Source organism: Rhodopila sp., assembly GCF_965276935.1.
In the GTDB taxonomy this organism is placed as follows: domain Bacteria; phylum Pseudomonadota; class Alphaproteobacteria; order Acetobacterales; family Acetobacteraceae; genus Rhodopila.
Map to the genome: position 1 here is coordinate 1,366,769 of NZ_CBDIBS010000004.1, position 26,481 is coordinate 1,393,249.

The 26,481-nt window shown below is 63.8% G+C and carries 24 protein-coding genes; 13 read left to right on the top strand and 11 right to left on the bottom strand.

Annotated elements, in window-relative coordinates; translation table 11 throughout:
• Positions 1-128 precede the first annotated feature (128 nt).
• Positions 129-1,340 carry an ABC transporter substrate-binding protein gene (locus ACQY4S_RS22600; RefSeq protein ID WP_428487449.1) on the top strand — a complete coding sequence of 404 codons (1,212 nt, stop codon included), beginning with the start codon at positions 129-131 and terminating at the stop codon, positions 1,338-1,340.
• Positions 1,341-1,474: 134 nt separating this feature from the next.
• On the opposite strand, the gene ACQY4S_RS22605 is transcribed toward ACQY4S_RS22600, so the two are convergent.
• Both ACQY4S_RS22605 and fdh read right to left on the bottom strand, forming a co-directional pair.
• Complete coding sequence (locus tag ACQY4S_RS22605) at positions 1,475-1,789, bottom strand: hypothetical protein (RefSeq protein WP_428487450.1); 315 nt, start codon at positions 1,787-1,789, stop codon at positions 1,475-1,477.
• A gap of 8 nt (positions 1,790-1,797) precedes the next feature.
• Positions 1,798-4,959, bottom strand: coding sequence for a formate dehydrogenase (gene fdh / locus ACQY4S_RS22610; protein ID WP_428487451.1), 3,162 nt, complete (start codon positions 4,957-4,959; stop codon positions 1,798-1,800).
• A gap of 114 nt (positions 4,960-5,073) precedes the next feature.
• On the opposite strand from fdh, the gene ACQY4S_RS22615 reads away from it, so the two are divergent.
• From ACQY4S_RS22615 to nrfD, 3 genes are read left to right on the top strand one after another with little or no spacing between them, the layout of a single operon-like run.
• Positions 5,074-5,298 carry a hypothetical protein gene (locus tag ACQY4S_RS22615; RefSeq protein ID WP_428487452.1) on the top strand — a complete coding sequence of 75 codons (225 nt, stop codon included), beginning with the start codon at positions 5,074-5,076 and terminating at the stop codon, positions 5,296-5,298.
• 13 nt (positions 5,299-5,311) lie between these two features.
• On the top strand, positions 5,312-6,190 hold the full coding sequence (locus ACQY4S_RS22620; RefSeq protein WP_428487453.1) for a 4Fe-4S dicluster domain-containing protein: 879 nt from the start codon (positions 5,312-5,314) through the stop codon (positions 6,188-6,190).
• Between the two features lie 3 nt (positions 6,191-6,193).
• Entirely contained in the window at positions 6,194-7,114 is a 921-nt protein-coding gene (nrfD, locus tag ACQY4S_RS22625) for an NrfD/PsrC family molybdoenzyme membrane anchor subunit (RefSeq protein WP_428487454.1), read from the top strand.
• A gap of 154 nt (positions 7,115-7,268) precedes the next feature.
• Here the strand turns inward: nrfD and ACQY4S_RS22630 are convergent, their stop codons facing one another.
• The 3 genes from ACQY4S_RS22630 to ACQY4S_RS22640 form a co-directional block, all read right to left on the bottom strand.
• Positions 7,269-7,505: a hypothetical protein gene (locus ACQY4S_RS22630; RefSeq protein ID WP_428487455.1), complete on the bottom strand. Its 237-nt coding sequence runs from the start codon at positions 7,503-7,505 to the stop codon at positions 7,269-7,271.
• Between the two features lie 262 nt (positions 7,506-7,767).
• Positions 7,768-9,024, bottom strand: coding sequence for an NAD(P)/FAD-dependent oxidoreductase (locus tag ACQY4S_RS22635; protein WP_428487456.1), 1,257 nt, complete (start codon positions 9,022-9,024; stop codon positions 7,768-7,770).
• Between the two features lie 66 nt (positions 9,025-9,090).
• Entirely contained in the window at positions 9,091-9,267 is a 177-nt protein-coding gene (locus ACQY4S_RS22640; RefSeq protein ID WP_428487457.1) for a hypothetical protein, read from the bottom strand.
• 179 nt (positions 9,268-9,446) lie between these two features.
• Here ACQY4S_RS22640 and ACQY4S_RS22645 point away from each other — a divergent pair, with 179 nt between their 5' ends.
• Complete coding sequence (locus ACQY4S_RS22645) at positions 9,447-9,656, top strand: hypothetical protein (RefSeq protein ID WP_428487458.1); 210 nt, start codon at positions 9,447-9,449, stop codon at positions 9,654-9,656.
• A gap of 207 nt (positions 9,657-9,863) precedes the next feature.
• On the opposite strand, the gene ACQY4S_RS22650 is transcribed toward ACQY4S_RS22645, so the two are convergent.
• From ACQY4S_RS22650 to ACQY4S_RS22660, 3 genes are read right to left on the bottom strand one after another with little or no spacing between them, the layout of a single operon-like run.
• On the bottom strand, positions 9,864-10,736 hold the full coding sequence (locus ACQY4S_RS22650; RefSeq protein ID WP_428487459.1) for an SDR family oxidoreductase: 873 nt from the start codon (positions 10,734-10,736) through the stop codon (positions 9,864-9,866).
• A gap of 38 nt (positions 10,737-10,774) precedes the next feature.
• Positions 10,775-11,998 (bottom strand): zinc-dependent alcohol dehydrogenase, encoded by a 1,224-nt coding sequence (locus ACQY4S_RS22655; RefSeq protein ID WP_428487460.1) that lies wholly within the window; start codon positions 11,996-11,998, stop codon positions 10,775-10,777.
• Between the two features lie 54 nt (positions 11,999-12,052).
• Positions 12,053-12,556, bottom strand: coding sequence for a ferritin-like domain-containing protein (locus ACQY4S_RS22660; RefSeq protein WP_428487461.1), 504 nt, complete (start codon positions 12,554-12,556; stop codon positions 12,053-12,055).
• A 245-nt stretch (positions 12,557-12,801) separates the two neighbouring features.
• On the opposite strand from ACQY4S_RS22660, the gene ACQY4S_RS22665 reads away from it, so the two are divergent.
• The 8 genes from ACQY4S_RS22665 to ACQY4S_RS22700 all read left to right on the top strand — a co-directional run bounded on the left by ACQY4S_RS22665 (position 12,802) and on the right by ACQY4S_RS22700 (position 22,041).
• On the top strand, positions 12,802-13,074 hold the full coding sequence (locus ACQY4S_RS22665) for a hypothetical protein (RefSeq protein WP_428487462.1): 273 nt from the start codon (positions 12,802-12,804) through the stop codon (positions 13,072-13,074).
• Positions 13,075-13,294: 220 nt separating this feature from the next.
• Complete coding sequence (locus ACQY4S_RS22670; protein ID WP_428487463.1) at positions 13,295-14,401, top strand: NAD-dependent epimerase/dehydratase family protein; 1,107 nt, start codon at positions 13,295-13,297, stop codon at positions 14,399-14,401.
• Positions 14,398-16,431, top strand: coding sequence for an SDR family NAD(P)-dependent oxidoreductase (locus ACQY4S_RS22675; RefSeq protein ID WP_428487464.1), 2,034 nt, complete (start codon positions 14,398-14,400; stop codon positions 16,429-16,431). The genes ACQY4S_RS22670 and ACQY4S_RS22675 overlap by 4 nt, the downstream gene beginning before the upstream one ends.
• On the top strand, positions 16,428-17,717 hold the full coding sequence (locus tag ACQY4S_RS22680) for a TIGR04295 family B12-binding domain-containing radical SAM protein (RefSeq protein ID WP_428487465.1): 1,290 nt from the start codon (positions 16,428-16,430) through the stop codon (positions 17,715-17,717). Before ACQY4S_RS22675 ends, ACQY4S_RS22680 begins: the two co-directional genes overlap by 4 nt.
• Entirely contained in the window at positions 17,711-18,799 is a 1,089-nt protein-coding gene (locus ACQY4S_RS22685) for a glycosyltransferase family 4 protein (protein WP_428487466.1), read from the top strand. The genes ACQY4S_RS22680 and ACQY4S_RS22685 overlap by 7 nt, the downstream gene beginning before the upstream one ends.
• 2 nt (positions 18,800-18,801) lie before the next feature.
• Positions 18,802-19,893, top strand: coding sequence for a CgeB family protein (locus tag ACQY4S_RS22690; protein WP_428487467.1), 1,092 nt, complete (start codon positions 18,802-18,804; stop codon positions 19,891-19,893).
• Positions 19,893-20,978: a CgeB family protein gene (locus ACQY4S_RS22695; RefSeq protein ID WP_428487468.1), complete on the top strand. Its 1,086-nt coding sequence runs from the start codon at positions 19,893-19,895 to the stop codon at positions 20,976-20,978. Before ACQY4S_RS22690 ends, ACQY4S_RS22695 begins: the two co-directional genes overlap by 1 nt.
• A 7-nt stretch (positions 20,979-20,985) precedes the next feature.
• Complete coding sequence (locus tag ACQY4S_RS22700; protein WP_428487469.1) at positions 20,986-22,041, top strand: CgeB family protein; 1,056 nt, start codon at positions 20,986-20,988, stop codon at positions 22,039-22,041.
• Positions 22,042-22,225: 184 nt separating this feature from the next.
• On the opposite strand, the gene ACQY4S_RS22705 is transcribed toward ACQY4S_RS22700, so the two are convergent.
• The 3 genes from ACQY4S_RS22705 to ACQY4S_RS22715 all read right to left on the bottom strand — a co-directional run bounded on the left by ACQY4S_RS22705 (position 22,226) and on the right by ACQY4S_RS22715 (position 26,434).
• Entirely contained in the window at positions 22,226-23,800 is a 1,575-nt protein-coding gene (locus ACQY4S_RS22705) for a CHAD domain-containing protein (RefSeq protein ID WP_428487470.1), read from the bottom strand.
• A gap of 107 nt (positions 23,801-23,907) precedes the next feature.
• Positions 23,908-25,737, bottom strand: a complete 1,830-nt coding sequence (locus tag ACQY4S_RS22710; RefSeq protein WP_428488477.1) for a potassium transporter Kup — start codon at positions 25,735-25,737, stop codon at positions 23,908-23,910.
• Between the two features lie 214 nt (positions 25,738-25,951).
• Positions 25,952-26,434: a hypothetical protein gene (locus ACQY4S_RS22715; protein ID WP_428487471.1), complete on the bottom strand. Its 483-nt coding sequence runs from the start codon at positions 26,432-26,434 to the stop codon at positions 25,952-25,954.
• Positions 26,435-26,481 lie beyond the last annotated feature (47 nt).

The window sequence follows — 26,481 nt, forward strand, 5'->3', positions numbered from 1 at the left end:
GTGGAGTCAGATGTTCGCCTGCCATGGCGAACGTCTTATCCACGATACAAGAGCCTTGATTTTTGCAGGTTGGCAGGCGTTCGGTGAGAGACGCCTGGCAGCAGGCCGGCGCGAAAAGAGGAACGCTCATGAGATGCCCGCAACTCATTGTCGCGGCTTGCCTGCTGCTGGCCGGCTTGCCGAATGCTCAGGCGCAACCGGCGCCAGCCAATCCGGTCAAGCTTGGCATGATCCTGGACATGGGCAGCCTTTACGCGGATGTCACCGGACCAGGCAGTGAACTGGCGGCGCGGATGGCGGTGGCCGATTTTGGCGGCAAGGTGCTGGGCCGGCCGATCGAGGTGCTGGTGGCCGATCATCAGACCAAGGCGGACATTGCCGCCGCCATCGCGACGGAGTGGTTCGACACCGAGAATGTCGTGGCACTGCTGGATGTCGCGGCTTCATCGCCGGCGCTGGCAGTGATGAACGTGGCAAACCCGCGCCACAAGATCGTGCTGCTGAACGGACCAGGCGCCGCTTCGATCACCAACGAAGCCTGCATCGCAACCGCGGTGCACTACACCTACGACACCTATGCGACGTCGCACGCGGTGACCAAGGCGGTGATGGACCAGGGCGGCAAGAGCTGGTTCTTCGTGACGGCCGACTACACGTTCGGACATCAACTGGAGAGTGACAGCGCCGCGGTGATCAAGGCCAATGGCGGCACGGTTCTGGGCGACGCCGAAGCGCCGATGAATACAGCCGACTTCTCGTCATTCCTGCTGCAGGCGCAGCAGTCGAAGGCGCAGGTCATCGGCCTGGCCAACGCCGGCAGCGATCTGATCAATACGGTGAAGCAGGCGGCGGAGTTCGGCCTCACCGCCAGCGGCGCGAAGCTTGCGAGCCTGGGCGCCAACATCAACGATATTCACGGCATTGGCCTGGACGCAACGCAAGGCATGATGGTGAGCGACGCGTTCTACTGGGACATGGACGACGATACCCGCGCATTTTCGAAACGGTTCTTCGACAAGCTGAAGAAGATGCCGAACATGCTGCAGGCCGGGGTCTACTCCGCCACCATGCATTATCTGCAGGCGGTGCAGGCCGCCGGCACGACTGACAGCGCACCGGTCATGCGGGCGATGCGGGATGCGCCGATCCACGATTTCTTCGCCCGCGACGGCCATATCCGTGCCGACGGACTGATGGTGCACGACATGTATCTGTTTCAGGTAAAGACAAAGGCCGAGTCGAAGGGACCATGGGACCTATACAAACGCGTCGCCACCATCCCGGGCGATGAGGCGTTCCAGCCGCTGTCGCAGTCCCGTTGCCCGTTGATCAGGAAATAAGACCCTGAGCGCCCTGTTAGGGTCTATGCGCGAGTGGTTTAGGTTGACCCACGAATCGCGCTTTAACTCATTGTCTGATCGCGTGATTAACGCCTTCTGACTGGGTCAGCCTCAGGCGATCACGCTCTATGTGCCTACGCCCCCGATGACGGTTGCTGACCCGCAGGCGGCGTGGCCTCCGATGCCAGTTCGGCGAGTTGCCGTCGCGCCGTTTCGATCTTCTCCCAGGGAATGTCACCGAGCGGAAAGTGGCCTCCCACCATTACGCTAAGCACCGCGTTGATCCGCGCCAGCCGCCGCCGGTCGGTCATACTGCCGCTATGGCGCCACGCCGCGATCAGCTCATCGCGGACGGCCGTGACGCAGCGCGTGGCCTCGGAAAAATCATGTCCCACCTTGTCCGGCCGTTCCGACAGCAGCTTGTCGACCATCCGCAGAGCGGCCTCCATTGGCGCGGTCATTGCATGTTCGGCGAAGACAGGCGGCCGCGGCGCAGATCGCAGGTCAGCGCCTTGGTGGTGTGGATGCTGGTGTTCGGGTCGCCATGGATCGCCAGCAGCACATTGGCGATGTCGCCGCGCGCATAACCCTCCCAGCCGAACACCCACGGCATGCCGACCTGGTGCACGGTCTTGCCATTCAGGGTGAAGGGCCTGATGCGGGCGGTCACCAGCGTCTTGGCCTCAATCCGCCCGCGCTTGGTGGACAGCACCGCCCAGTCCAGGTTCCGGATGCCAAGTTCCGTGGCCAGCTCAGGGGAAATCTCGATGAAGGCCTCCGGTTGCAGTTCGGCGGTATGCGGCATCACGCGGGTGGAGATCCCGCCGCAGTGCAGTTCGGTCAGGCGATAGGTGGTAAAAATGTACGGATACCGGGGGTCCGCCGCTTCGTGATATTCATTGCCCGGTCGCGGCCAAAGCTTCGTGGCCGGACTGATCTGCTGTGGATACAACGGATTGAGCATGGGACTTTCCACCGGCTCGTAGTGCGTCGGCAATGGGCCGTCCTTCAATCCCGAAGGCACGAACAGCATGCATTTGCCGTCCGCCTCCATGATGAACGGATCATTGCCGCCCAGCGCGTCCATGCCCTTAGGGTGTTGCGCCCAGTCCGGCCGCATCGAGGGCGCTTTGGTCGGAATGAAATCCGGCGTGTCGGTGCCGACCCACTTTCCCTGCTCCGCGTCCCACCAGACCATTCGCTTGCGGTCCGACCACGGCTTGCCGTCCATGTCGGCCGAGGCGCGGTTGTACAGCGTGCGGCGGTTGTCCGGCCAGGCGAACGCCCAGCCTTGGTGGCTGCCTGGTCCGTCCGGACCATCCGGCGTGCGTGACCGGGCGCGATTATGGGCATCGGCGGGAAAGATCCCGCTGTACATCCAGCCGCCGCAGGCAGTGCTGCCGTCGTCCTTGATCTCCTGGTAACTTCCCAGCAGTTTGCGGTCGGCCACGGTGTAGCCGTTGATCTCCTGCAGCACCGAGGCCGCGTGCGGCTCCGCCACCGGACCGCTGACCGGATACTCCCATGCCAGCGCCTGGATCGGCGCATCGGCGGGCTCTGTGCTGTCGGCGTAAAGCTGCTTCAGGCGGCGGCCCAGGTGGTAGATGAACCAGAGGTCCGAGCGCGAATCACCCGGCGCGTCGAGCACCTTGTCGTGCCACTGCACCAGACGCGAGGTGTTGGTGACGGTGCCTTCCTTTTCCGCCGACATCGCCGACGGCAGGAAGAACACCTCGGTGCCGATCTGATCGGGCGCCAGTTCGCCACGCTGGACAAGCCGTCCCTTCTGCCAGAAGTTCGCCGTCTCGATCATCGCGAAGTCGCGCACCACCAGCCATTCGAGTTTTGACAGCCCGCGCTCCACCAGGTCGGAGTTGACGGCGCCGACCACCGGGTTCTGGCCGAGGATGAACTGCCCCTTCACCACCCCGTCGGCCATTGCCAGGGTCATCGGCAACTGCGAATGGTCGCCGGTCAGCTTCGGGATCATGTTGAAACAGAAATCGTTATCCGGCTGAGCGGCCGGCCCGTACCAGGCCTTGAGCAGGCTGATCATGTATTTCGGGAAATTGTGCCACCAGCCGGTCGCCGGCGTTTCGACCTTCAGGAATTCCGCCAGATTGTGGTGCGGCTGCATGGCATTCGGCTGCGGCAGGTAGGTAGGGAGCATGTTGTACAACGTCGGAATGTCGGTGCTGCCCTGAATGCTGGCGTGGCCGCGCAAAGCCATGATGCCGCCGCCTGGGCGCCCAATGTTGCCGAGCAGACCCTGGATGATGGCGGCGGCGCGGATGATCTGGACGCCGAAGGCGTGGTGGGTCCAGCCCACCGCATAACAAAATGCACCGGTCCGCTCGCGGCCGGTGTTGCGGGTCAGCGACTCGCAGACACGCAGGAAGGTGACTTCGGAGCAGCCGGTCGCCCGGGCAACCATATCCGGAGTGTAGCGCTCGTAGTGCCGCCGCATGATCTGGTAGACGCAATTGCGATGCTGCAGGGTGGGATCGGCGGCCGGGGACTGGTCGGGATTGCTGTCCTTGCCAGGGACGTGGTGTTCGGCGATTGCCGGCGAAACCGTGCGGTTGGCGTATTGCCAGGTTTCCCCTTCATAGTCGCCGCCCTTCACGTTGAAGCCCGAGAACACGCCATCATGGTCCTCGGGATCGCCATACGCGTCGTTTATGATCGCGGCAATATTTGTATAGGCCAGGGCGAAATCGCGGAACCACAGATCGTTCGCCAGGATATAGCGGATGATGCCGCCGAGGAACGCGATGTCGGAGCCGGAGCGGATCGGCGCATGGATGTCCGCCAGCGCCGAGGTGCGGGTGAAGCGCGGGTCCACGTGAATCACCGTCGCGCCGCGCGCCCGCGCCTGCATGACAAAGCGGAAGGCGATCGGATGGTTCTCCGCCATGTTGGAGCCCATGATCACGATGCAGTCCGAGTGGGCCAGATCCCACAAGGCCATCGTCGCCGCGCCACGGCCGAATGTCGTCCCCAGACTGGGTACCGACGAGGAGTGTCAGATGCGCGCCTGGTTCTCGATGTTCACCATGCCAAGGCCGCCGCCGAACAACTTCTTGATCAGGTAGTTCTCTTCATTGTCCAGCGTGGCGCCGCCGAGGGAGCCGATACCCAAAGTGTGGTTGACGTTGCTACCATCCGGCAGGGTTTCGGTAAATGTCTCGTCGCGTGTCTGCTTGACCCGCTGTGCGATGCGCTCCATTGCCCAGTCCAGCGGCCGCACTTCCCAATTTTCCGCATAGGGCGCGCGATAGAGAACCTGGTTGATACGCTTATCCGACAGCAGCATCCCCAGCGTGCCGGCGCCTTTCGGACAGAGCGTGCCCTGGTTGACAGGACTGCGCGGGTCGCCCTCGATATGGATGGGTTTGCCGTTCTTCGCATAGACGAGCTGGGCGCAGCCGACGGCGCAGAAGGGACAGATGCTGGTGCCGACGCGGTCGGCCTGTTCCAGCCGCGGACGCAGCGACCGCGACTGGGCGCTCTCGGCCGCCTTCGCCATTACGCTTTGTCCGGCTAATTGCCGCGGAAGCGACCAATCCTCAACGAAACCTGTCACCCGGTCGCTGATGCTGCGGCGCAGTTTCTTCATACGGAATTTTTCCCAACCACATGGCGCAAACGCCGGAAACGCGGCACGGTTCCGTCAGAAGGGGGAACCAGGCAGCGCCTGTTGCATTGACTGTTCGACCCAAACGAGGCGCACATGGACACGATGGAAGGGTTGCTGATCTTCACCCAGGAGAGTCGGTTCCAGTTGCTGGACCGCAACGGCGTCGGCCATCACTTTATCCTCGGCCACGACTGCGCCGCCGAACCCGAACAGTTGCCGCCGCTGCAAAGCCGCCAGGCCCGCATCAAGGTGCATTACCACAGCGCCCCGGACCTGCTGGCGCATACCGTGTCACGCATCACCTTGCTTGAGGGCTGAGCCCGTGGAGGACATGCATCCACGCGCATCGCAGCACTCGCAATCGGACCTCGACACCGTCATTCCCGACGAGTCGGAACTGACCGCCGGCGTACGGATCGTGCCTGGCCGGTCCTATGGTTTCTTTACCGACACGACACTGTGCATCGGCTGCAAGGCCTGCGAGGTGGCGTGCAAGGAGTGGAACAACCTGCCCGCCGACCACATCGGCCTGACCGGCAACAGCTACGACAATACCGGCGCGCTATCGGCCAACACCTGGCGTCACGTGAACTTCATCGAGCAGACTGTCCGTAGCGACAACCAGCCGGCGTTCCAAAGCGGCTGGCTGATGATGAGCGACGTCTGCAAGCATTGCCACAACGCCCCCTGTCTGGAAGCCTGCCCGACCGCCGCCCTGTTCAAGACCGAGTTCGACACCGTGGTCGTGCAACAGGATATCTGCAACGGCTGCGGCTATTGCATTCCGGCCTGTCCGTTCGGCGTGGTGGACCTCAGCCCGGTCGACGGCAAGGCGCACAAGTGCACGTTGTGCTACGACCGGCTGAAGGGCGGTCTGGAGCCAGCCTGCTCCAAGGCCTGCCCCACCGATTCCATCCAGTTCGGCGAGCTTGGGGAGCTGCAGGAGCGCGCCGAACGGCGTGTCGCGAACCTGCACGAACTGGATGTCAAATCCGCATATCTTTATGGCACGCCTGGGGCACCGGGTGCGACCGGGGACCTGCGGCACCTCAACGCGTTCTTCCTGCTGACCGATCGACCGGAAGTCTACAACCTGCCAGCGGCGCCGACACGTGCCTCCAATCGGGTGGTGCCAAGCCTGGTCAGCGGGCTTTCGATGGTCGCGGGGCTGGCGCTGGCGGCGGTAGCGATCTTTAGCCGGAGGCGCTGAAGCATGGATCAGTGGAATGGACCGACCTATTACGGCCGGCCGCAGCTCAAGCCGGCGCCGTTCAAGAAATCCCTGGTGGGCGGCTACGTCTTCCTGGCCGGTGTGTCGGGCGGCGCCCAGCTTCTGGCGACCCTGCTGGACCTGACGCGCGGAGACGCGGTGCGGGGGGTCGTACGGCGTGGGCGGATGCTGGCCTTGCTGGCGCCGGTGATCGGCAGCCCGCTGCTGATCGCCGACCTGCACACACCGAAACGCTTCTACAACATGCTGCGCGTGTTCAAGCACACCTCGCCGATGTCGATCGGAACCTGGATCCTGACGGCGTTCAGCCTGTTCAGCGGGGCGACCGCCGCGGCCCAGGTGCTGATGGACCGGGTCGGTGGGTTCGGCCGGATCGCCAAGCTGGCGCAGGTGCCGGCGGCGGCGGCGGGTGCCGGATTGGGAACCTATACAGCCGGGTTGTTCTCGGCCACCAGCACGCCGTTCTGGGCCGCCGCGACACGCGCGCTGGCGGTGCGTTTCGCCGCCTCGTCGATCGCTTCGGCCGCTGCCGCATTGAGCCTGTGTGCCGATCGGCGGGATGTGCGGCAGGACCTGGACATGGTCTGTGCCGGCGCCCTGGCGGTGGAGCTGGCGGCGACGCTGGCGGCCGAGGAGGTCAATCGGCGGACCGGTGTGGACCGGGCGCAGGACGGCGTGGACGGGGCAATGGATCGGATCGGCGCGGTGGGTATCGGAACGCTGCTGCCGCTTGGCCTGCTGAGCGTGGCTCTGCTGACAGGCAGCCGGTCCCGCACCTTGTCGGGTAGCGCCGCCTGTGCCGTGCTGGGCGGCAGCCTGATGATGCGCATCGCGATGATCGGCAGCGGCGAGGCCTCCGCCAAACGGCCCGATATCAGCCTGTGGTACACCCAGGCGCGGTAGCGCGTGATCGGCTGAGGCTGACCCGTCAGAAGGCGGGAATCACGCGATCATGCAAGGCGTTGGACCGTGATAGAACACCGGTGACGAGGCAACCTTGGACGAACATGGTCCAACGCGTCGTCCGGCGCTGCTTGGCAAGATCGAGAGCCGCCGCTCAGGGCGTGTCGATTGCGTCCCACTCGACGCGGTCGTAGCCCAGCCTGATCGCCATCTCCTCGACCCATTGCTTCACGCCGGAGGCATCCGTTCCAATATGCGAGTCCGGGAATGCTTCGACGCCGGCCTGATCCTGGTTCATTTCGCCGCGGTATTCCGCGCTGAACAGCCCCGGCTCCACTTCCCGAAGGATCGCGTGCAATGTGCCGAACGTGCCGCGCGGTGTCTGACTCATGGTGTCCCTGTTGACGGAGTGGTCTGCGGGTGGGCCAGCCGATAACGGTAGGCTCCGCGACGGGTTCCGAAGTGCCTTGCATGATTCATGTCGGTGAACCACCCCACGTGCCGGCTTAAGCGCCGGTGCAGCGTCGATTTCCACCTGTATCCGTCACAGTCCATTGTTCATGCCATCGCGCCAGGGGGGTGTTCATGCCATCGCGCCAGGCGATGAGATCGACCAGAGGCGTTGAACCATGATGCCGGAACGGACCGTCCGCCTAATCATCCGGCCGGGTCACCACCCGTGCGCTGCGCTGGAACGTCACGTAGTTCCATGCCCAGGTCAGCGAAACCACCACCCTGTCGCGAAATGTGACCAGGAAGAAGATATGCGCGACGCTCCAGAACAGCCACGCGATCAAGCCGGTGAGCTTCACCCGGCCGATCCGGACAACCGCCGACTTGCGTCCGATGGTCGCCAGTTCCCCCTGGTCCCGATACTGAAACCGCGCCGGAACCGACCTGCCGGCCAGCAGCGCCGCGATCCGGCGGCCCACGAAGTGGCCCATCTGCTTGGCGGCGGGCGCCACGCCGGGAACTGGACCGCCATCCGGCTGCTGCGCCGCCGCGGTATCGCCAATGACATGGATTTCCGGATGGCCCGGCACGCTCAGGTCGGCCGTCACCGGAATGCGCCCGTGCCGGTCAGGCGTCACCCCGATCCATGATGCCGCGGCCGAGGCGCGCACCCCCGCCGCCCAGATCAGTGTGGACGCGTCCACCCGGCCCGCCTGCGTGTCCACACCGCCAGCGTCGCACCCGGTGACCTGCACCCCAAGGCGCACATCGACATCCATGCGGCGCAGCGCCGTCTCGGCGTAATGCGACAGCGTCTCTGGCAGCGTCGCCAGCAGGCGGGGCCCGGCCTCGATCAGCACCACGCGCGTGTTCGCCGGATCGATCGACCGGAAGTCATGACGCAGCGTGTCGCGCGCGATCTCGGCGATCGCGCCGGCCATCTCGACCCCTGTCGCGCCGCCGCCGATGATGACGAAGGTCAGCAGGCGGCTGCGTTCGGCGCGATCATCGGCCAGTTCCGCGCGCTCGAACGCCAGCAGGATGCGCTGGCGGATCGCGGCGGCGTCGGCGATGCGCTTCAGCCCCGGCGCGAACGCCGCCCATTCGTCATGGCCGAAGTAGGAGTGCGTCGAGCCGGTTGCCAGCACCACATGATCATATTGAAAATTCGGCCCGTCGGTCCGCACCTGACGGGCGCCGACATCGATCCCGCGTACCTCGGCCATGACCACGCGGACGTTGCGCTGCCGGCGGACCAGGCTTCGGATCGGCCAGGCCACGTCGGAGGACGAAAGCGCCGCCGTCGCCGCCTGGTACAGCAGCGGCTGAAACGTATGGTGGTTCTCGCGATCGATCAGGGTGATGCTGGCGTCGGCTCGCCGCAGCGCCCGCACGGCCGAAAGGCCGCCGAAGCCCGCCCCGATGACAACAACGCGGGTGGGTGTGGTATCAGGCATCGGACTCGGGAACCGGAACGTCGAACGCGTTCAGCCGCTGCTCACCGATAAGGTCCGAAGGGGGCATCACGGGAAGCCGCATTGTCGCAGCACCTCGATCGTTTCGCCCGGATTGATCCTGTCAGCCTGCGCGAGAAGCGTTTCCGCACTTTCCGCGTCGGCTTCCTGCTCCGCCCGTAACGACTGTTCGGCCAGCGCGCAGGCGGGATACCGCCTGACCCCGGTGTCGTTCATCTCAGCCATGATGGCTCATCCGTCGTTTCTCGCTGATCCACAACGGCGGCTGGTCGGCAAAAGTTTTTTGCGGTGCCGCGCCCGAGGCACCACACGGTTCCGCGATGGCGAGCCTATTCTCGCTGGATACACGATCAATTGCAGCGCACGGCTGAAACCAATGGCTTGCCTCATGCGATCCAGGGCTCATGACCAAAGATCCGATCTTCCATAACACCTCCAGCAAGACATCTGGCAACGACCCGGTCGAGGGCGTTGATCCCGGTGGAACCCGCAGCACTCATCCCGGGCAACGGGATAAAACCGCACCCAAGACCGGCGACGCGGCGGTGGAGCAGACGGTCAAAAGCGGCGATCGCAACCCAAGACTGGAATCGCAGGGTCCGCGACCGAAGTAGGCATGACGAGCCGGCCCATTTCATTCGTGACCGGTTCGGCTGGCGATTGGCTGCGACCAAGCTGACGTCCTGCTTATCCCCTACGTTCATCACAGGATGCGCTGGACCTTGGGGGCAGGCACCGGATCAATCGTTGCCAGCTACGGCCGGGCTTTGGCGCCCTATACAGTGACGTTGGTCCGCCTCCAGTTTCAGCCATCCTCATTCCTAAAGCATCGGGCGGCCGCCCGTCACCGGCAGCATTGCGCCCGAAATGTAACTCGCTTCGCCGGATGCCAGCAGCACATAAGCCGGCGCCAGTTCAGCCGGCTGTCCGGCGCGACCGAGCGGCGTGGCGGTCCCGAAGCTCTTGATTTGCGCCTCCGGCATGGTTGACGCTACCAGCGGCGTCCAGATCGGTCCGGGCGCCACGCAGTTCACCCGGATGCCCTTTTTGGCCAGCATCTGCGCCAGCCCGGCGGTAAAGTTCGCGATCGCCCCTTTCGTCGTCGCATAGGCCAGCAAGGTCGGCGAAGGCGTCTTCGCATTCACCGATGACGTGTTGACGATCGCCGCACCCGGCTTCATGTGCGGCACCGCCGCCTTGCACAGATAGAACTGGGCATGAATGTTCGTGCGGAACGTCTGGTCCCATTCCTCCGCGCTGATCTCCTCGATGTCCTCGTGGGTTCGCTGCATGGCCGCGTTGTTCACCAGGATATCCAGCCGCCCGAACTCCTTCACCGCCCGCGCGATCACCGACTTGCAGTGTGCCTCCTCCGAGATGTCGCCTGGCAGCAGCACCACGCGACGCCCGGCTTGCTCCACCCAACGCGCGGTTTCCTCGGCATCCTTATGCTCGTCCAGATAGGCGACCAGCACATCCGCGCCTTCCCGCGCGAAGGCAATGGCCACCGCTCTGCCGATACCCGAATCGGCGCCCGTGATGATGGCGGCCTGGCCGGCCAGCCGACCCGATCCCTTGTATGAGTGTTCGCCATGATCGGGCGCCGGAGTCATCGCTTCCGTGGTGCCGGGCGGCGTCTGTGACTGCGCCGGCTGTGGCGGCTGGGGATGCACCTTCGTTGGATCGTTGGGCATGCGACACCTGTCAGCTCTCGTGGTTGAAGGCCGGCGGACTATTCCGCTGCCTGCGCCAGTTTCAATTCGGTCTTGATCCAGCCGCTTTCCCGGCGATCGAAATGTTCATAGGCGTCGATCACGTTGGTCAGCGGCTGGACCTTGGTCAGCACCTGCAACGGGTCGATGCGTCCCATCCTGACCATTTCGATAAGCTGCGGAATATAGGCGCGGTGATTGCAGTTGCCCGCGTTGACCGACAGGTTCTTGTTCATGACCTGACCGATTGGAAACGATTCATCGTTTGTTGGATAGACGCCGATGATGCCCAAAGTCCCGGCCTTGGCGATACATTCGACCGCCCAGCGCAACGCCTGCCCTGGCGCGTCGCCGGGAACCCAGTTGCCGTCACGTGGATTTCTATCCGGCGCAACCTGTTCAACCTCCTGCTTGAAGGTTTCAGCCTGCTGCGCGGCTGCCTCACCCGCCGGCCCGTGATGCGCGTGCATGGCATCCACGCCGACCGCATCGATGACCCGATCCACGCCCACGCCGCCGGTCAGCTTCTTGATGGTCTCGACAGGATCTTCAGCCTCGAAGTTGACGGTGAACGCGCCCTGGCGGCGCGCCATCGCCAGACGGTCCGCATGCTTGTCCACCGCGATCACCCGCCCGGCGCCCTGCAGGATCGCGCTGGCGATGGCGAACTGGCCGACTGGCCCGCAACCGAACACCGCGACCGTATCGCCGTTGCTGACCTCGGCCAGCACCGCGCCATACCAGCCGGTCGGGAAGATATCGGAGATCAGGATCGCCTGATCGTCGCTGACCTGCTCCGGCAGTTTCACCATCGTCGCCGCCGCGAAGGGAATCCGCGCCCGCTCGGCCTGCAGTCCATTGACCGGGCCGGTCGCCGCCGGCCCGCCAAAGAAACTGGTTCCCGCCGAAGGTCCGTTCGGGTTGGCGTTGTCGCACTGCGCGTAGTACCCCGCGCGGCAATAGCTGCATGTGCCGCAGGCGATGGTGGAGCAGATCACCACCCGGTCCCCGACGTCAAAATTGCGCACGTCGGCGCCGACTTGCTCGACAACGCCGACACCTTCGTGGCCCAGGATCGTGCCTGGCTTCATGCCGCTGAATGTACCGCGAACGAAATGCAGATCGGTGCCGCAGATGGCTGATGCGGTCAGACGGACGACTGCGTCCGTCGGCTGTTCAATTTTGGGCTCCGGCACCTCATCCAGACGAATATCGCCGATGGCGTGCCAAACAACTGCTTTCATGACAAGCTCCAGGTAATGCCATGGTGCCGGCGAGCCGGCACCATGGCGGACAGCTCAGGCCGCCATCTGGTTGACGCGGCTGTCGGCGATCGTGGTCAGCTTCTTGTCCGCCGCTTTTTCCTCTTCCAGCGTCTGCTGCAGGACAGCGGCGCAATCGGCGCGGCCGAGCTGTCGAGCGAAGGCGACAAGCGTGCCGTAACGGGTCATCTCGTAGTGCTCGACCGCCTGGGCGGCTGCCAGCATCGCGGCATCGCAGACATCAGCACTGCCGCAGTCACTGATGATCTCCTTCGCCTCTTCCAGAATGCCGTCCATCGCGGCGCAGTCAACGCCCTTCACCGGCTGGCCATGCATCTGGAACACCTGCTCCAACCGCCTGACATGCCCCTCGGTCTCCGTCAGGTGGCTCTGGAACGCGGCCTTGAGTTCCGGATTGCTGGCCTTGCCGATCATCGTCGGCAGGTTTTTGACGATCTGGTTCTCGGCGTAGTAAATGTCCTGCAGCGTATGAACGAACAGGTCGTCAAGCGTCTTGATCGGCGTGGTAAACAGACCCATCGGGGTTTCTCTCCGTTGTTCGCAAGCAACTGGCGTTGCACGCGACAGACTGTCACGTGCAGGCGATGGCCGTTCCCGGCGCTGTCGCTGTCGTGCTCAACAGCGGATTCCGCACGGCGTTTCACGCGGCAAAAAAACTTTTCCGTGCCGCGGCTTCATCAACAAATCGAGACAGCGAAGCAAAGCATCAGCGGCGTGCGTTCAGGCCGGGCTTGCTCCAGACGGCTTCTTTCGCGGAGGATACAATGAGTTCATCAGCCACCACCACCGATCACAAGACGATCCGGAACTGGGTGGAAAGCCGGAAGGGCCGTCCGGCGGTTGTCAAGGGAACCGAGGGCGAGGATGGCGAGGGCATCTTGCGCATCGAGTTCCGTCACGCCGACAAGCTGGAGGATGTAGACTGGACCGAGTTCTTTGACACGTTCGAGGATCGCAAGCTGGCGTTTCTGCATCAGGACAAGACAGCCGACGGAAGCGAGAGCCGGTTCTTCAAGTTTGTTAAGCGCTCCGACTGATCGGCTGCCGCTGGACGGCTGCCGCTAGACAGTTGTAGACGCAGGTCATGCGCTCGCCCCTGCGCGACCTGCAAGGGTTCTTCTTCATCAACCCATTGTGACGGGAACGCGGCGGATTAGGCAGCGTTAATGAACGAGACTTGCCTTTCACCTCGTTTATGTTCCCGACCCGTCTCTCAACATTTTGGCGGCGGATGAAAATTCGCCGGGGGCCGCCGCTATGTCTTGTATTCTTGTTACGGGAGGCGCCGGATTCATCGGCTGCCATCTTTCCGCTGCCTTGCTGTCGCGCGGTTATCGGGTCCGGGTGCTGGATTGCCTGCTGCCGCAAGTGCATGACGGCCAGCCGCTGGACCCGGTGCTGAATGATGTCGAGTTGATGATCGGCGACGTGCGCGATCCAGATGCCGTTGCCAAAGCGGTTCACGGCGCCGATGCGGTCGTGCATCTGGCAGCCGAGGTTGGTGTCGGGCAAAGCATGTATGCGGTCGACCGCTACGTCGCCACCAATGATCTTGGCACCGCTGTCCTGCTGCAGGCCCTGCTGGCGCATCCGGTTCCCCGTCTGGTAGTCGCCTCCTCCATGAGCATATACGGCGAAGGCTTGTATCGCGACGCCGACGGCAACCTGATCGAGGACGTCATTCGCCGCCCGCGGCGGGAGACGGGAAGCTGGGATCCGGTCGACCGGCAAGGCCGCCCGCTGGTGCCGCTGCCGACACCGGAGACGAAGCGTCAGGCGCTGGCGTCGGTCTACGCCATTTCCAAGTTCGTGCAGGAACGCCTGATCCTGACCGTCGGCGCGGCCTACGGCATGCGGGCGGTGGCGTTGCGGCTGTTCAACGCCTATGGGCCGGGCCAGGCATTGTCCAATCCCTATACGGGCGTGTTGGCCATCTTCGCGTCCGCCCTGCTGAACCGCCACGCCCCTCAGGTGTTTGAAGACGGCCTGCAACGGCGTGACTTCGTTCATGTGCAGGACGTCGCCAATGCGTTCGTGCTGGCGCTGGAAACGCCAGAGCTCGTCAGCGATGCCTTCAACATCGGCAGCGGGCGGCCCGTCACCATCAATGAGGTCGCGACCGAAATTGCCGCGGCCATGGGACGCAGCGACTTGCGCCCGGCGTTGCTGAACAAGGCGCGTGCCGGCGACATCCGTCATTGCTTTGGCGACATCAGCCTGGCCCGCCGCGAACTTGGCTACGTCCCCCGCCGCACCTTCGCCGACAGCATACCGCAACTGGCGGACTGGGTGCGCCGCCAGCAAACCGTCCATCGCGTCGATGAAGCCCGACGCGAGCTTGAGGTGCGGGGACTGGTCGCATGAGCCTCAAGCCCGGGATGCCCGGCACCGCTCCTTCAGACCCAAGCACGCTCGGCGTTGTCCAGTGGTTTCGCCCAGGCGATCATGACCTGGTGGAAGAATGCGTCATCGCGCTGCAGGCCCTGGGGGTCAATCGGCTGCGAACGCACCTGTCCTGGGCGGACTATCATGGCGAAAGCGGCAAGGCCTGGTACGACTGGTTGTTGAAACGTCTTGGTAGCCAGTTTGAATTGCTGCCGTGTGTCCACTACACGCCGCCTTTCCTGTCCGAAAGCGGCCGCACCTCCGGTCCTCCCCGGAACCTCCGTGCGTTTGCCGACTTTGTCGACGCCATCATCACTGCACACGGCGATCATTTCGACACCATCGAGCTGTGGAACGAACCGAACAACCTGCTGGACTGGGACTGGCGGCTCGACCCCGACTGGATGAAGTTCTGCACCATGATCGGAGCGGCGGCGTTCTGGGCGCGGCAGCGGCACAAGTGCGTGGTCTTGGGCGGTCCTTGCCCAACAGATACGAACTGGCTGCGGCTGATGGGGCGGCGCGGCATATTGAACGTGGTTGATGCCGTTGGCATCCATGGCTTTCCCGGCACCTGGGATTCGCGCGAAGGCGGCACCTGGCCCGGCGAATGGAAAGATGTGCTGGCCGATGTCCGGGCTACCGTTCACGCCTTCAACCCAAGCCTGGAAATCTGGATCACGGAAACCGGCTATTCGACCTGGCGTGACGATCCGGCGCAGCAGGTGGGCGCCTTTCTGAAGGCGATGGATGCGCCGGCCGACCGCATCTACTGGTATGGGTTGCGCGATCTGCCGGCCGATATCCCGGTGCAGCAGGGCCTGAACTTCGATGTCCGGCACTACCATTTTGGTCTTCACCATGCGGACGGTCGGGCCAAGCTCCTGGGCCGGCTGCTGCAACAAGGGCTGCCCGCGGTGCGCGGCCTGGCAAGCCTCAACCGCAGTGTCGCGGTGGTGGGCCGCAAGTCGCCCGTCCTGATCACCGGGGGCGCCGGCTTCATCGGCAGCGCGTTGGCCGACCGCCTGGCGAGCGAAGGTGAAAACGTTCTGGTCTACGACTCCTTCGCCCGTCCCGGCGTCGAAGAGAATGCCGCCTGGCTGCGGGAGCGTCACCCGCGCCGTATCGCTTGCGTCATCGGCGATATCCGCGACAAGGCGGCGCTTGCCGAGGTTGTCCGTGAAACCGCCGCGGTGTTCCACTTCGCCGCGCAGGTCGCCGTGACCACCAGCATGGCCAACCCGGCGGACGACATGCAGGTCAACCTGCAAGGCACCTTCAATCTGCTGGATGCCCTGCGCCGCGACAAGCAGCCCTGCATCTTCGCCAGCACCAACAAGGTCTATGGCGCGATGGAGGACCTGGACCTGGTCTGTCCCGCCGGTGCCTGGCGCCCGGCGGATGCCGCGATGTACGCGCACGGCTGCGACGAAAGCCAAAGCCTGGACTTTCGCACGCCCTACGGCTGCTCCAAGGGCGCGGCCGATCAATACGTGCTGGATTTCACCCGCAGCTTTGGTGTCCCGACCTCGGTGATGCGCATGAGCTGTATCTACGGCCCGCGACAGCTCGGCACCGAGGACCAGGGCTGGGTCGCCCACTTCGTGTTGCGCGCCCTGGCCAACCAGCCGATCAGCATCTACGGCGACGGGCGGCAGGTGCGCGACATCCTGTTCGTTGATGACGCGGTCAACGCCTATGTCGCGGCCTGGCGCAACATCGGCCGCGTGTCGGGTCAGGCCTTCAACCTCGGTGGCGGCCCGGACAACGCCGTCAGCCTGCTGCAACTGATCAAGCACATCGGGGATTTGACGGGTCAGCCGATCGACCTGCGGTTCGCGCCATGGCGCCCGAACGATCAACGCTATTATGTATCCGATACACGCAAGATCAGGCGCGCGATCGACCTGCCCCGGCCGCGTGAGTGGCGCGCTGGCCTGACCACGCTGGTCCGGTCTTTCACCAGTCGGGCCAAGATTTCCCGCTCCGCCAGCCGGGTCGTCGCATGAAGGTCGCGCTGATCAATCCCGCCTGGCGCTTCGATCACAGCATCTATTTCGGCTGTCAGGAGCCGCACCTTCCGCTGGAACTCGGCTACGCGAAAACGTTGCTTGAGAACAATGGACACGACGTTCTGCTGCTGGACGGAATGCTCGACGCCCTGGATGCGGCGGCGCTCGCGGTTTCCGTGCAGGCGTTTCAGCCTGACATGACGGTGGTCACGACAGCACCCACCTATTTGTTCTGGCGCTGTGCACCGCCGGAACTGCGGGTCCCGCGCGACATGGTTCGCCGCCTGGCCGCGCTTGACACGCTGACCGTGGCGGTCGGCCCACACGGATCTTCCACCCCTGAAGCGACGCTGCGCAAACTCGACGTGGACGTGGTGCTGCGCGGCGAATGCGAGCAGGCGATCGTCGCCCTGGCGGATGCTGGTTCGCCGCGCGCGGTCGCCGGTGCCGCCTGGCGTGCCGCCGACGGCGAGATCCAGGTGAACGGTCCACCCGTGGCCGCCCGCTTCACCGATGCGCCGCCGCTGGTCTGGCCAGACGCCTGGGTGCAACGCCATCGGCATCACCATCACCGCTTCGATACATCATCCGATGTACCCGGCGCCGAGGTCGAGGCATCACGTGGCTGTCCCTATGCCTGCAGCTTCTGCGCCAAGATCGATTTCCGCGACAGCTACCGCCGTCGCGACCTTCCCTTGCTGCTGGCGGAGATCGACGGGCTGATCAGCCAGGGCGTAGGATACCTGTATTTCATCGATGAGATCTTCCTGCCGCAACGCCCACTGCTGCAGGCGTTGCGCGAGAGGAACATCCAGTTCGGCGTGCAGACGCGGATCGACCTGTGGAAACCCGACATGATCGCGCTGCTGGGTTCGGCCGGCTGCGTCTCGATCGAGGCGGGCATTGAAAGCCTGACGCCGGAAGGCAGGGCCGCCCTCGACAAGAACTGCCGCATGACGACCGAGGAACTGACGGAACGGCTGGTGCTGGCGCGCCAGGCCATTCCCTTCGTCCAGGCAAATCTGATCCGGTCACCGGGCGACGACATGGACATGATCGCCGCCTGGCGTGATCAGTTGCGCGCGCGCGGTGTCTGGGCCAACGATCCGGTGCCGATGTACCCTTATCCGAGTTCGCCGGATTACCGTCGCCTGTGGGGCAATCCGGACGATCAGGCCTGGGAGCGCGCGCATGCGCATTACCTCGGCAACTTCGAGGTCTTCAGCGACATCCAGGGATCCGGTCCGCTGCCTTTGGCGGTGCTGGAGGACATGGTTTGCTGAAGCGCATCCTGCTGACGACCGATGCGGTGGGTGGTGTCTGGCGCTATTCGATGGAAGTCGCGCGGGGTTTCGCGGCGCGGGACATCGAGATCGTGTTGGCGGTGCTGGGCCCGCCACCTGGACCCGCGCAACGTCGGGAAGCCGCTGCCATTCCAGGTCTGCGGCTGTTTGAAACCGGGCTTCCGCTGGACTGGCTTGCTGAAACGCCTGACGAAATTGACTTCGCCGCCAACGTGCTTGCCGCGATGGCGCGCCAAGTCGATGCCGATACGGTCCAGCTTCATGCGCCGGCATTGGTCGGCGATGCGTCATGGCCGGTGCCCGTGGTCGCGGTCGTGCATTCCTGCGTCGGAACATGGTGGCAAGCGGTGCGGGACGGTCCATTGCCGTCCGATCTGGCCTGGCGAAGCGAGGCGACGCGGGTCGGCCTCGCCCGCGCCGATGTCGTCGTGACACCCAGCGCCAGTTTCGCCGAGGCGCTACGCGCGTGCTACCGTACCGCACGACCGATTGAGGTCGTCTTGAATGGGCGGACGCCGATGAGCGGAACGGGTCAGCGGCGGAGCCAGGCACTATGTGCTGGCCGGCTCTGGGACGAGGGGAAGAATATCGCCGCTCTGGACGCAGCGGCCGCGGCACTCGCCTGGCCGGTACTGGCGGCTGGACCAGACACCGGCCCATCCGGCGCGCGCGTGACGTTCCGCCATTTGCGAACGCTGGGACCGCTGGATGACGCTTGCCTGGCTGACGAGTTTGCCCGCGCCGCCGTTTTTGTTTCGGTTTCGTCTTATGAACCCTTCGGCCTGGCCGTGCTGGAAGCGGCGCAGGCCGGCTGCGCATTGCTGCTCTCGGATATTCCCACGTTCCACGAACTGTGGGATGACGCCGCGATATTCGTCCCGCCGGACCAGCCACAGCGTATCGCCGCGGAACTCGATTGCCTGCTTCGAGATCCAGCCGCGTATATCCAGTATGGCAAGCGCGCGTTTGCACGTGCCGCTTGCTACGATTCCATGCGGATGGCTGACACCACATGGGCAATCCATGACCGGTTGACCGCCCGCGTCAGGACCGCGGCCTGAGCATGCGGTTTGTCTACTTCACCCACTCGCTGATGTCCTGCTGGAACAACGGCAACGCGCATTTCCTGCGCGGCGTGCTACGCGAACTGCTGCATCGTGGTCATGATGTCCATAGCTACGAACCCGTGGACGGCTGGAGCCGGATGAACCTGCTGCGCGAAGCCGGAGAGAACGCCGACCAGGTCGATGCTGAATTGCTTGCGCATGCCGACTTCCTGACGCCGGACCTCGATGCCATGCTGGACAGCGCGGATGTGGTTCTGGTGCATGAATGGAATGATCCGGCGCTGATAGAAGCCATCGGCCGCCGCAGGGCACGGGGCGGCCGGTTCGTGCTGTTGTTCCACGACACGCACCACCGGGCGGTAACCGACCCTGAGGCTATCGGTCGCCTGGATCTCTCGGCGTTTGACGGCGTCCTGGCGTTCGGTGAAACCTTGGCGCGGGTCTATCGCGAGGCCGGCTGGGGCGCCCGCTGCTTCGTATGGCATGAAGCAGCGGATACGCGGCTGTTCCATCCGCCGGCAACAGAGGTTGAAGACCGCCGGGACGTGGTATGGGTCGGCAATTGGGGCGATGAGGAACGCAGCCAGGAACTATCGGATTTTCTGCTTCACCCAGTTCAGGATCTGCGCCTTAAGCTAGACGTCTACGGTGTGCGTTATCCGCAGGACGCTCAGGCGAGGCTGGCGCAAGCCGGTGCCCATTACCGTGGCTGGCTGCCCAATGCGCGGGTGCCGGATGTCTTCGCCCGCTACCTGATGACCGCGCATATTCCTCGGCGTGCCTATGCCACCCAGTTGGCCGGAATTCCGACCATCCGCGTGTTCGAGGCCCTCGCCTGCGGCATCCCGCTGATCTGCGCGCCGTGGAACGACATGGAATATCTGTTCCGCCCAGGCATCGACTACCTGCAGGCCGCGACGCCCGACGAAATGCGCGCGCACATGGCGTCTGTCGCGGCGGACGCGGGGCTGCGCCACTCCATGACCGCGCATGGGCTGGAGACGATCCGCGCGCGCCACACCTGTGCGCATCGGGTCGATGAACTGCTCGCCACCGTCGCGCACCTGAACGTGCAAGGCGCGGCCTGATGCGCATTGCGTTCTACGGCTCCAGCCTGCTGTCGTCCTACTGGAATGGCGCCGCAACATACTACCGTGGCATCCTCGCGGCCCTTGCTCGGCTTGGCTACGAAATCACGTTTTATGAACCTGACGCGTTCGACCGGCAGTCGCACCGGGACATCGGTCCCCCGTCCTGGGCGTCTGTCCGGGTTTATCCCGCGACAGCCGATGCGGTCCGTGGCGTGCTGGCCGAGGCGGCGAAAGCCGACATCGTTGTCAAGGCCAGCGGTGTCGGCGTATTTGACGACGCCTTGCTGACCGGCGCGATCGCATCCGCCCGACCGGACGCCTTGCGCGTGTTCTGGGATGTCGATGCGCCGGCGACCCTGGCGGAGATGCGTGCGGACCCGGCAAACCTCGTCCGGCAGTCGTTGGCTGCGTTGGATCTCGTTCTGACCTATGGCGGCGGTGTGCCGGTGGTCGACGCCTATACCGGTTTCGGCGCCCGCCGCTGCGCGCCGATCTACAATGCGCTTGATCCCGAAACGCATTACCCGGTGTCGCATGATCCCGCCTTCACGTCGGACCTGTCCTTGCTTGCCAACCGCATGCCGGATCGCGAGGCGCGCGCCGCGGACTTCTTTTTGCAACCAGCCTCTCGCCTGACGCACAAGACGTTCCTGCTGGGTGGGTCCGGCTGGCACGATGCTTCGGTGCCGCCCAACGTCCGCCGGCTCGGTCATGTCGGGACGCACAGCCACAACGCATTCAATGTGTCGGCTCGTGCCGTGCTGAACGTGGCGCGTGACAACATGGCAAGCACCGGGTTCTGTCCCGCGACGCGGGTCTTCGAAGCCGCTGGCGCCGGCGGCTGCCTGATTACCGACGCATGGGAGGGGATCGAAATGTTTCTGGCGCCGGGTCAGGAGGTTCTGGTCGCGCGTGACGGGCATGACGTGGTGGATTACATGTCCACGCTGTCAGCCGAGGCGGCGCGCGCTATCGGAAAAGCCGCCCGCCTTCGTGTGCTGGCGGAGCATACATATGCCCATCGCGCCGCGCTCGCCGATGCAGTGTTTCGCGACTGCCTAATGCGCAAGCGCGCGGAGTGAAAGGTCGATGCGGATTGTCTTCCTGGGACTCAGCCTGAGTTCATCGTGGGGCAATGGACATGCGAGCACCTACCGGTCGCTGCTGAAGGGTCTTCACGAATCCGGCCATGATGTGCTGTTCCTGGAACGGGAGCAGCCGTGGTATGCGTCGAACCGCGATCTGCCGGTGCCCGGTTTTTGCGACTTTCAAGTCTATCAGTCGTGTGCCGAGCTGGACCGTTATCATGAGGCGGTGACGCTGGCCGATGCGGTCATCATCGGCTCCTACGTACCGGACGGTTTGGCCGTCATCGAGTGGGTGGACAAGCATCGGCGCGGCCTGCTGTGCTTCTACGACATCGACACGCCGATCACCGTGCAAGGTCTGGCCGGCGACAGTGTCGCGTATCTGACGCCTCGGCTGATCCCGTGGTTCGATCTGTATCTGTCATTCACCGGCGGCCCGACCTTGCGAATATTGCGCGACGTGTATCACGCCCGTCGGGCCGTTCCGCTGTATTGCTCGGTTGATCCGGCCTTGTATCATCCGACCGGCGCGGCGAAGCGCTGGGACCTGGGTTATCTGGGCACCTACAGCCCGGACCGGCAGGATGCGCTGGATCGGCTTCTGCTCGAACCGGCCCGCCGGCTGCCGGAACGGCGGTTTGTCGTTGCCGGACCGCAATACCCTGCCGACATTGCCTGGCCGGACAACGTCGAGCGGATCGAGCACCTGTCGCCTTCCGAGCATGCCGCCTTCTACTCAAGCTCGAATTGGACATTGAACGTTACGCGACGCGACATGATCAGTAGCGGCTACAGTCCCAGCGTCCGGCTGTTTGAGGCAACCGCCTGCGGCGTGCCTGTGCTTTCGGATCAATGGCCTGGCATCGAGGATGTTCTGACGCCGGCTCACGACCTTCTGGTGGTGAACGATACCGCGGAGGTAATCGAGGCTTTGGCATTCCCAGATGATCGGCGTGTCGCGATCGGATCAGCCGGTCGAGCCAGGACATTACGAAATCATACCGGACGACAGCGGGCTGAAGAACTGATACGACATCTCGCCGCCGCACGATTCTAGAGCGGGTTGCAATCACGTTGCACCAACTCGTCTTGGCCGGACTTGTCCCGGTCATCCGCCTCCAGCCGTTGGTGCGAAGATGGCCGGGACAAGCCCGGCCATGACGAATTGAAGGTGGAGCGACCTGGTCGGAAACCGCTCTAAACGGTCATTGTCGCTATACATGACAACAGGAACGCGGCCATCACTTCCAGAATTTGCGCCTGTTCCGAAACATCCTCCATCGTTTCGCGAGTTTCCGTCTTCCGTCCTGCCTTTGCTGGTCGAGCTGTTTGCCCAACGCGCCGAGCGCCGGCACAAGATCAGGTCGGTTGCCCCTGCCGAGACCGTCCGCCAGCGCGGTCGCTGTCACCGCGTCGTTCAAGTCGCCCAACGTCTTCTGCAGCTTCTTGCAAGCGTGCAGATACCGATCCACTGATTCATTCCGGTAGACGCAGCGCAGATAGTCAATCCCATAACGCAACTTCTTAACGGATTTACGCAGCGCATGCCGTTCCGCATCGGAATGGCGGCCGATGTGACGGCCCCGCCGGCGTACCTTGCGCATCAGCCGATCGAGCAGGATCGGCGCCAGATCCTCGATCGGCCGATTGAGCGCTGCGTCTCCCAACAGACCACGTTGCGTGAAGCCTTCTTCCACCCACGCTGCCAGGCCAAGCGCCAATGCGGTAAATCCAGGCGCCCGCACTTCCTCCGCGAAGCGCCAATGCGCGGCCGCCTGTTCCGCCATCGCCGGAGCCCGCAGCAGTTCATGCCAGCGCGCCGCACCGGCGGCATCAAGCGCATCCGGCAGCACCTGCAGGCTGAACACGTCCCAGTCGCGCGCCTGCCCGAAAACCCGCCCGATCCGGCGCAGCTCGGTCTGGAAGCGGGACGCGGTGTGCGGCTCCAGGTGCGGCTCAAACAACGTCAGCGCCGCCCGCAGACGCCGGATGGCAACGCGCATCTGATGCACACCTTCGGCATCACCAGACAGAGCGGCCGGCTGGTTGGCCAGCAGGTGGCCAAGCGCGGCTGTCACAATGTCCCGAAACGCCACCGCGGCACTGACGGCGGGCTCAAGCGCGACATCCTTGGCCTTTTGTACCGCCGGCTTGGCGTCGTTCCTTAGCGGATACCCACGTTCGGCCTTGCTTTCGCTTTCGATCGTCAGCGCAACGGCCGCATGCAGTTCCAGAGCCCAGCGGAACAGCGGTCCAGGATCGCCCTGCCGCAATTCCAGTTCCAGTTCATGAACCGGCCGCCGCGCCTCGCCCGCGGCGATGGTACCCTCGTCCAGCGCTGCTTCGACACGCGTGCCATCATCAAGTTCCAGGACGCGGACCGACCGGTCGATGTCCGTCGAGACGACCGGCACCAGATCAAGCCCAGACGGAAGCTTTTCGGCGAGCGGTGTCTGTGCCACCAGGTTCAGGTCGGGTTTGTTTTCGTCCACGGGCCATTCCCACTCCGCCCGGTTGGCCGCGACGCCATACTTGCGGTTTGCCTTCAGTGTCTGGACGTAGCCGCCGTCGCTGCAGCGCACGCGCAGGCTGATGCCGATTCGGGACAGGGCCTGGTCGTCGGTGTCGAAGTAGGTAGTGACCTCATGCCGATGGCGCGGCCCGCCTTCGGCCATGCGGGACCCGAGCTTGTGCCCGATGGCGTTGACCGCCTTCTCGGGAATTGTGAACTTCAGCTCGACTTCACGCGCCGGCTTGTTTCGGATGGCCTCCGCCAGGGATCGCCCCAGGGATCGCCTTGACTGGTGGTGTGTCATATTGCTGCAACGCGGACAACGCCTGGCCGCCGCATTAAATTCGCTGATTGATGCTCTACATCTTTCCTGATGTCCGCTATCGACCAGGCTTGCCCGAGGCCCGACGGTCAGATCGTGATCCGTACCCCAAGCTCCACCACGCGGTCGCTGGGAATGCGGAAGAACTCTGTCGCCGGTACGGCGTTGCGCGCCATGAACAGGAACAGCACACGCCGCCACCAGGGCAATTTCGGCGCCATGCCTGGAACCAGCACCTCGCGGCCCAGGAAGTAGCTGGCCTGGGAGACGCGGACGCCAAGCTTCTCGGTCTGCTCTTCCAGTTCGCGCGGGATGTTCGGACTTTCCATGAAGCCATAGCGAAGGATCACCCGGTGGATGCCGGGCGCCAACTCCGAGACCTCGGCCCGCCGCGACGGCGATATCTCTGGCACGTACTCGTTCTCGACCGTCACGAACAGGACGTTGTCGTGCAGCACCTTGTTGTGCTTCAGGTTGTGCAGCAATGAGGTTGGCACATAATCGCGGTTGCCGGTCATGAACACCGCCAGGCCAGGCACGCGAATGATGCGCGACTGCGGCAGACGCGCCAGGAATGGAGCCAGCGGCATGCTGGACTGCTTCCAGCGCGACAGCAGCAGGTCGCGGCCTTGCTTCCAGGACGTCATCATTCCGATCAACCCGATGCCCAGCGCCAGCGGCACCCAGCCGCCCTCGACAATCTTCAGCGTGTTGGCCGCGAAGAACACGGTATCTATCAGGAACAGCGCGCCGAACACGGACACCGCCGCGGCACGCGACCAATGGAACTGACGGCGGAATACCACTAGCGCCAGCACCGCCGTGCACAGGAACGTGCCGGTCACGGCAATGCCATAGGCCGACGCCAGATTATCCGAGGTCTTGAACGCCAGCACCAGCAGCACGACACCGACCGCCAGGGCGTTGTTCACCTGCGGCACGTAAATCTGCCCTTCCTCGGTGGTAGAGGTATGGCACACCGTCATGCGCGGCAGGAAGCCAAGTTGCATGCACTGGCGCGCCATGGAAAACGCGCCGGAGATAACCGCCTGGCTGGCGATCACGGTTGCCACCGTCGCCAGCAGCACCATCGGCAGCCGCAGCCAGGTCGGGCCCAGCAGGAAGAAAGGATTTGTGATCGCCGCCGGCGTCCGGATCATCAGTGCGCCCTGGCCGAAATAGTTCAGAATCAGGCAAGGCAGCACGAACACCAGCCAGGTGATGCGGATCGGCCGAGCGCCGAAATGGCCCATGTCGGCGTACAGCGCCTCGGCCCCTGTCACGCACAGCACCACCGCGCCCAACACGAAGAAGGCCAGCTTCTTGTAGATGATGCAAAGTGTTACGGCATAGGATGGCGATATCGCCAGCAGCACGAACGGGTGCGGCACGATCTCGATCAGCCCGGTTAGGCCAATGATAAGAAACCACGCCGCCATGATCGGTCCGAACACCCGCCCGACCCGTCCGGTGCCCAGGTATTGCATGGCGAACAGCAGAACGATGACGACGATGCTGATCGGCAGCACGTAGAATTGCAAGCTGGGAGCGGACACCTCGAGTCCCTCCACCGCCGACAGCACGGAAATCGCCGGGGTGATGACACCATCGCCGAAGAACAGGCAGGCACCGGCGATGCCAACCAGGGCGATGGTGCTCTTCACGCTCCGGCCGACGGAAACGCGCTGCGCCAGCGCCATCAGCGCGAGGATGCCGCCCTCGCCTCGGTTGTCGGCGCGCATCACCAGGAAGACGTATTTCACGGTCACGATAATGATGAGTGACCAGAAGATCAGCGACAGCACGCCCATGATCTCGATCGGCGTTGTATGCGCGGGATCAAAAAGCTGCAGGCTGGCCTTGAAGGCATACAGCGGGCTGGTGCCGATATCGCCATAGACGATGCCGAGAACTGCCATCAGCACGGCAAAACTGGGTCGGGAGACCGGGCCGGACGCATGATCCTGGCTCAAATGGACGACCTCGCGAGAAACTGGAACCGATGGTGGATGAAGCCGTCCTTACCCTGACGTTGAGGGTTCGGCAAGATTAGGTTCAGGCCGGCTCAGCAGTGCGGGCAATGGGCGCGCCGCTTCGGATTTAGGTTATTCCGCCGCAGGAAATCAGAAAGCTCTAAAACGGAATCTCATCATCTAGATCGCCACCCTTGGGAGCGTCCCAGGAAGGGCCGCCTCCTTGCCGTGAGCGCCGTGCGGGAACGTCCGTAGGTTTGGGATATGACGCCCAGTTAAGATCAGTGCGGTCGTCTCGGTATCCCGTATATGTTTTGCCGTCTTTTTCGATCCTTCCAAGGGTCTCGTCTCGAAATTGAAACCAGACACTGTCGTCATCAAAAGTCACACTTCTTACCAGTGCGTGGTTAACAAGCACGTCCCTCGCCAACACCCTCAAGTCTTTCTCCTCTTCATATCGATCACGCAGTTTCCGTAAGATGTCGGGCACCGCGTCACGCATCTGAAGGGCCGAGTCCAACAAGCGCCTTGCCGCCTCCACCTCGGAAGCTATGCCCTGAGATGCCTGGAACGCTTTTATGCGCTCGCTTAGTTCGGTCGGCAGAAGCCAGACTTTCCGTTCAACGCCGTCCTTATCAGCCATGCAGCCTCTTTGTTAACTCACATGCACACGAGCATGTAACCTTAGAC

Bases quoted from the DNA above. Each gene is read 5' to 3' on its own strand.
- ACQY4S_RS22600 (WP_428487449.1), top strand. From the start codon at position 129: ATGAGATGCCCGCAACTCATTGTCGCGGCTTGCCTGCTGCTGGCCGGC.
- ACQY4S_RS22605 (WP_428487450.1), bottom strand. From the start codon at position 1,789: ATGGAGGCCGCTCTGCGGATGGTCGACAAGCTGCTGTCGGAACGGCCG.
- ACQY4S_RS22615 (WP_428487452.1), top strand. From the start codon at position 5,074: ATGGACACGATGGAAGGGTTGCTGATCTTCACCCAGGAGAGTCGGTTC.
- ACQY4S_RS22620 (WP_428487453.1), top strand. From the start codon at position 5,312: ATGCATCCACGCGCATCGCAGCACTCGCAATCGGACCTCGACACCGTC.
- nrfD (WP_428487454.1), top strand. From the start codon at position 6,194: ATGGATCAGTGGAATGGACCGACCTATTACGGCCGGCCGCAGCTCAAG.
- ACQY4S_RS22630 (WP_428487455.1), bottom strand. From the start codon at position 7,505: ATGAGTCAGACACCGCGCGGCACGTTCGGCACATTGCACGCGATCCTT.
- ACQY4S_RS22635 (WP_428487456.1), bottom strand. From the start codon at position 9,024: ATGCCTGATACCACACCCACCCGCGTTGTTGTCATCGGGGCGGGCTTC.
- ACQY4S_RS22640 (WP_428487457.1), bottom strand. From the start codon at position 9,267: ATGGCTGAGATGAACGACACCGGGGTCAGGCGGTATCCCGCCTGCGCG.
- ACQY4S_RS22645 (WP_428487458.1), top strand. From the start codon at position 9,447: ATGACCAAAGATCCGATCTTCCATAACACCTCCAGCAAGACATCTGGC.
- ACQY4S_RS22650 (WP_428487459.1), bottom strand. From the start codon at position 10,736: ATGCCCAACGATCCAACGAAGGTGCATCCCCAGCCGCCACAGCCGGCG.
- ACQY4S_RS22655 (WP_428487460.1), bottom strand. From the start codon at position 11,998: ATGAAAGCAGTTGTTTGGCACGCCATCGGCGATATTCGTCTGGATGAG.
- ACQY4S_RS22660 (WP_428487461.1), bottom strand. From the start codon at position 12,556: ATGGGTCTGTTTACCACGCCGATCAAGACGCTTGACGACCTGTTCGTT.
- ACQY4S_RS22665 (WP_428487462.1), top strand. From the start codon at position 12,802: ATGAGTTCATCAGCCACCACCACCGATCACAAGACGATCCGGAACTGG.
- ACQY4S_RS22670 (WP_428487463.1), top strand. From the start codon at position 13,295: ATGTCTTGTATTCTTGTTACGGGAGGCGCCGGATTCATCGGCTGCCAT.
- ACQY4S_RS22675 (WP_428487464.1), top strand. From the start codon at position 14,398: ATGAGCCTCAAGCCCGGGATGCCCGGCACCGCTCCTTCAGACCCAAGC.
- ACQY4S_RS22680 (WP_428487465.1), top strand. From the start codon at position 16,428: ATGAAGGTCGCGCTGATCAATCCCGCCTGGCGCTTCGATCACAGCATC.
- ACQY4S_RS22690 (WP_428487467.1), top strand. From the start codon at position 18,802: ATGCGGTTTGTCTACTTCACCCACTCGCTGATGTCCTGCTGGAACAAC.
- ACQY4S_RS22695 (WP_428487468.1), top strand. From the start codon at position 19,893: ATGCGCATTGCGTTCTACGGCTCCAGCCTGCTGTCGTCCTACTGGAAT.
- ACQY4S_RS22700 (WP_428487469.1), top strand. From the start codon at position 20,986: ATGCGGATTGTCTTCCTGGGACTCAGCCTGAGTTCATCGTGGGGCAAT.
- ACQY4S_RS22705 (WP_428487470.1), bottom strand. From the start codon at position 23,800: ATGACACACCACCAGTCAAGGCGATCCCTGGGGCGATCCCTGGCGGAG.
- ACQY4S_RS22710 (WP_428488477.1), bottom strand. From the start codon at position 25,737: ATGGCAGTTCTCGGCATCGTCTATGGCGATATCGGCACCAGCCCGCTG.
- ACQY4S_RS22715 (WP_428487471.1), bottom strand. From the start codon at position 26,434: ATGGCTGATAAGGACGGCGTTGAACGGAAAGTCTGGCTTCTGCCGACC.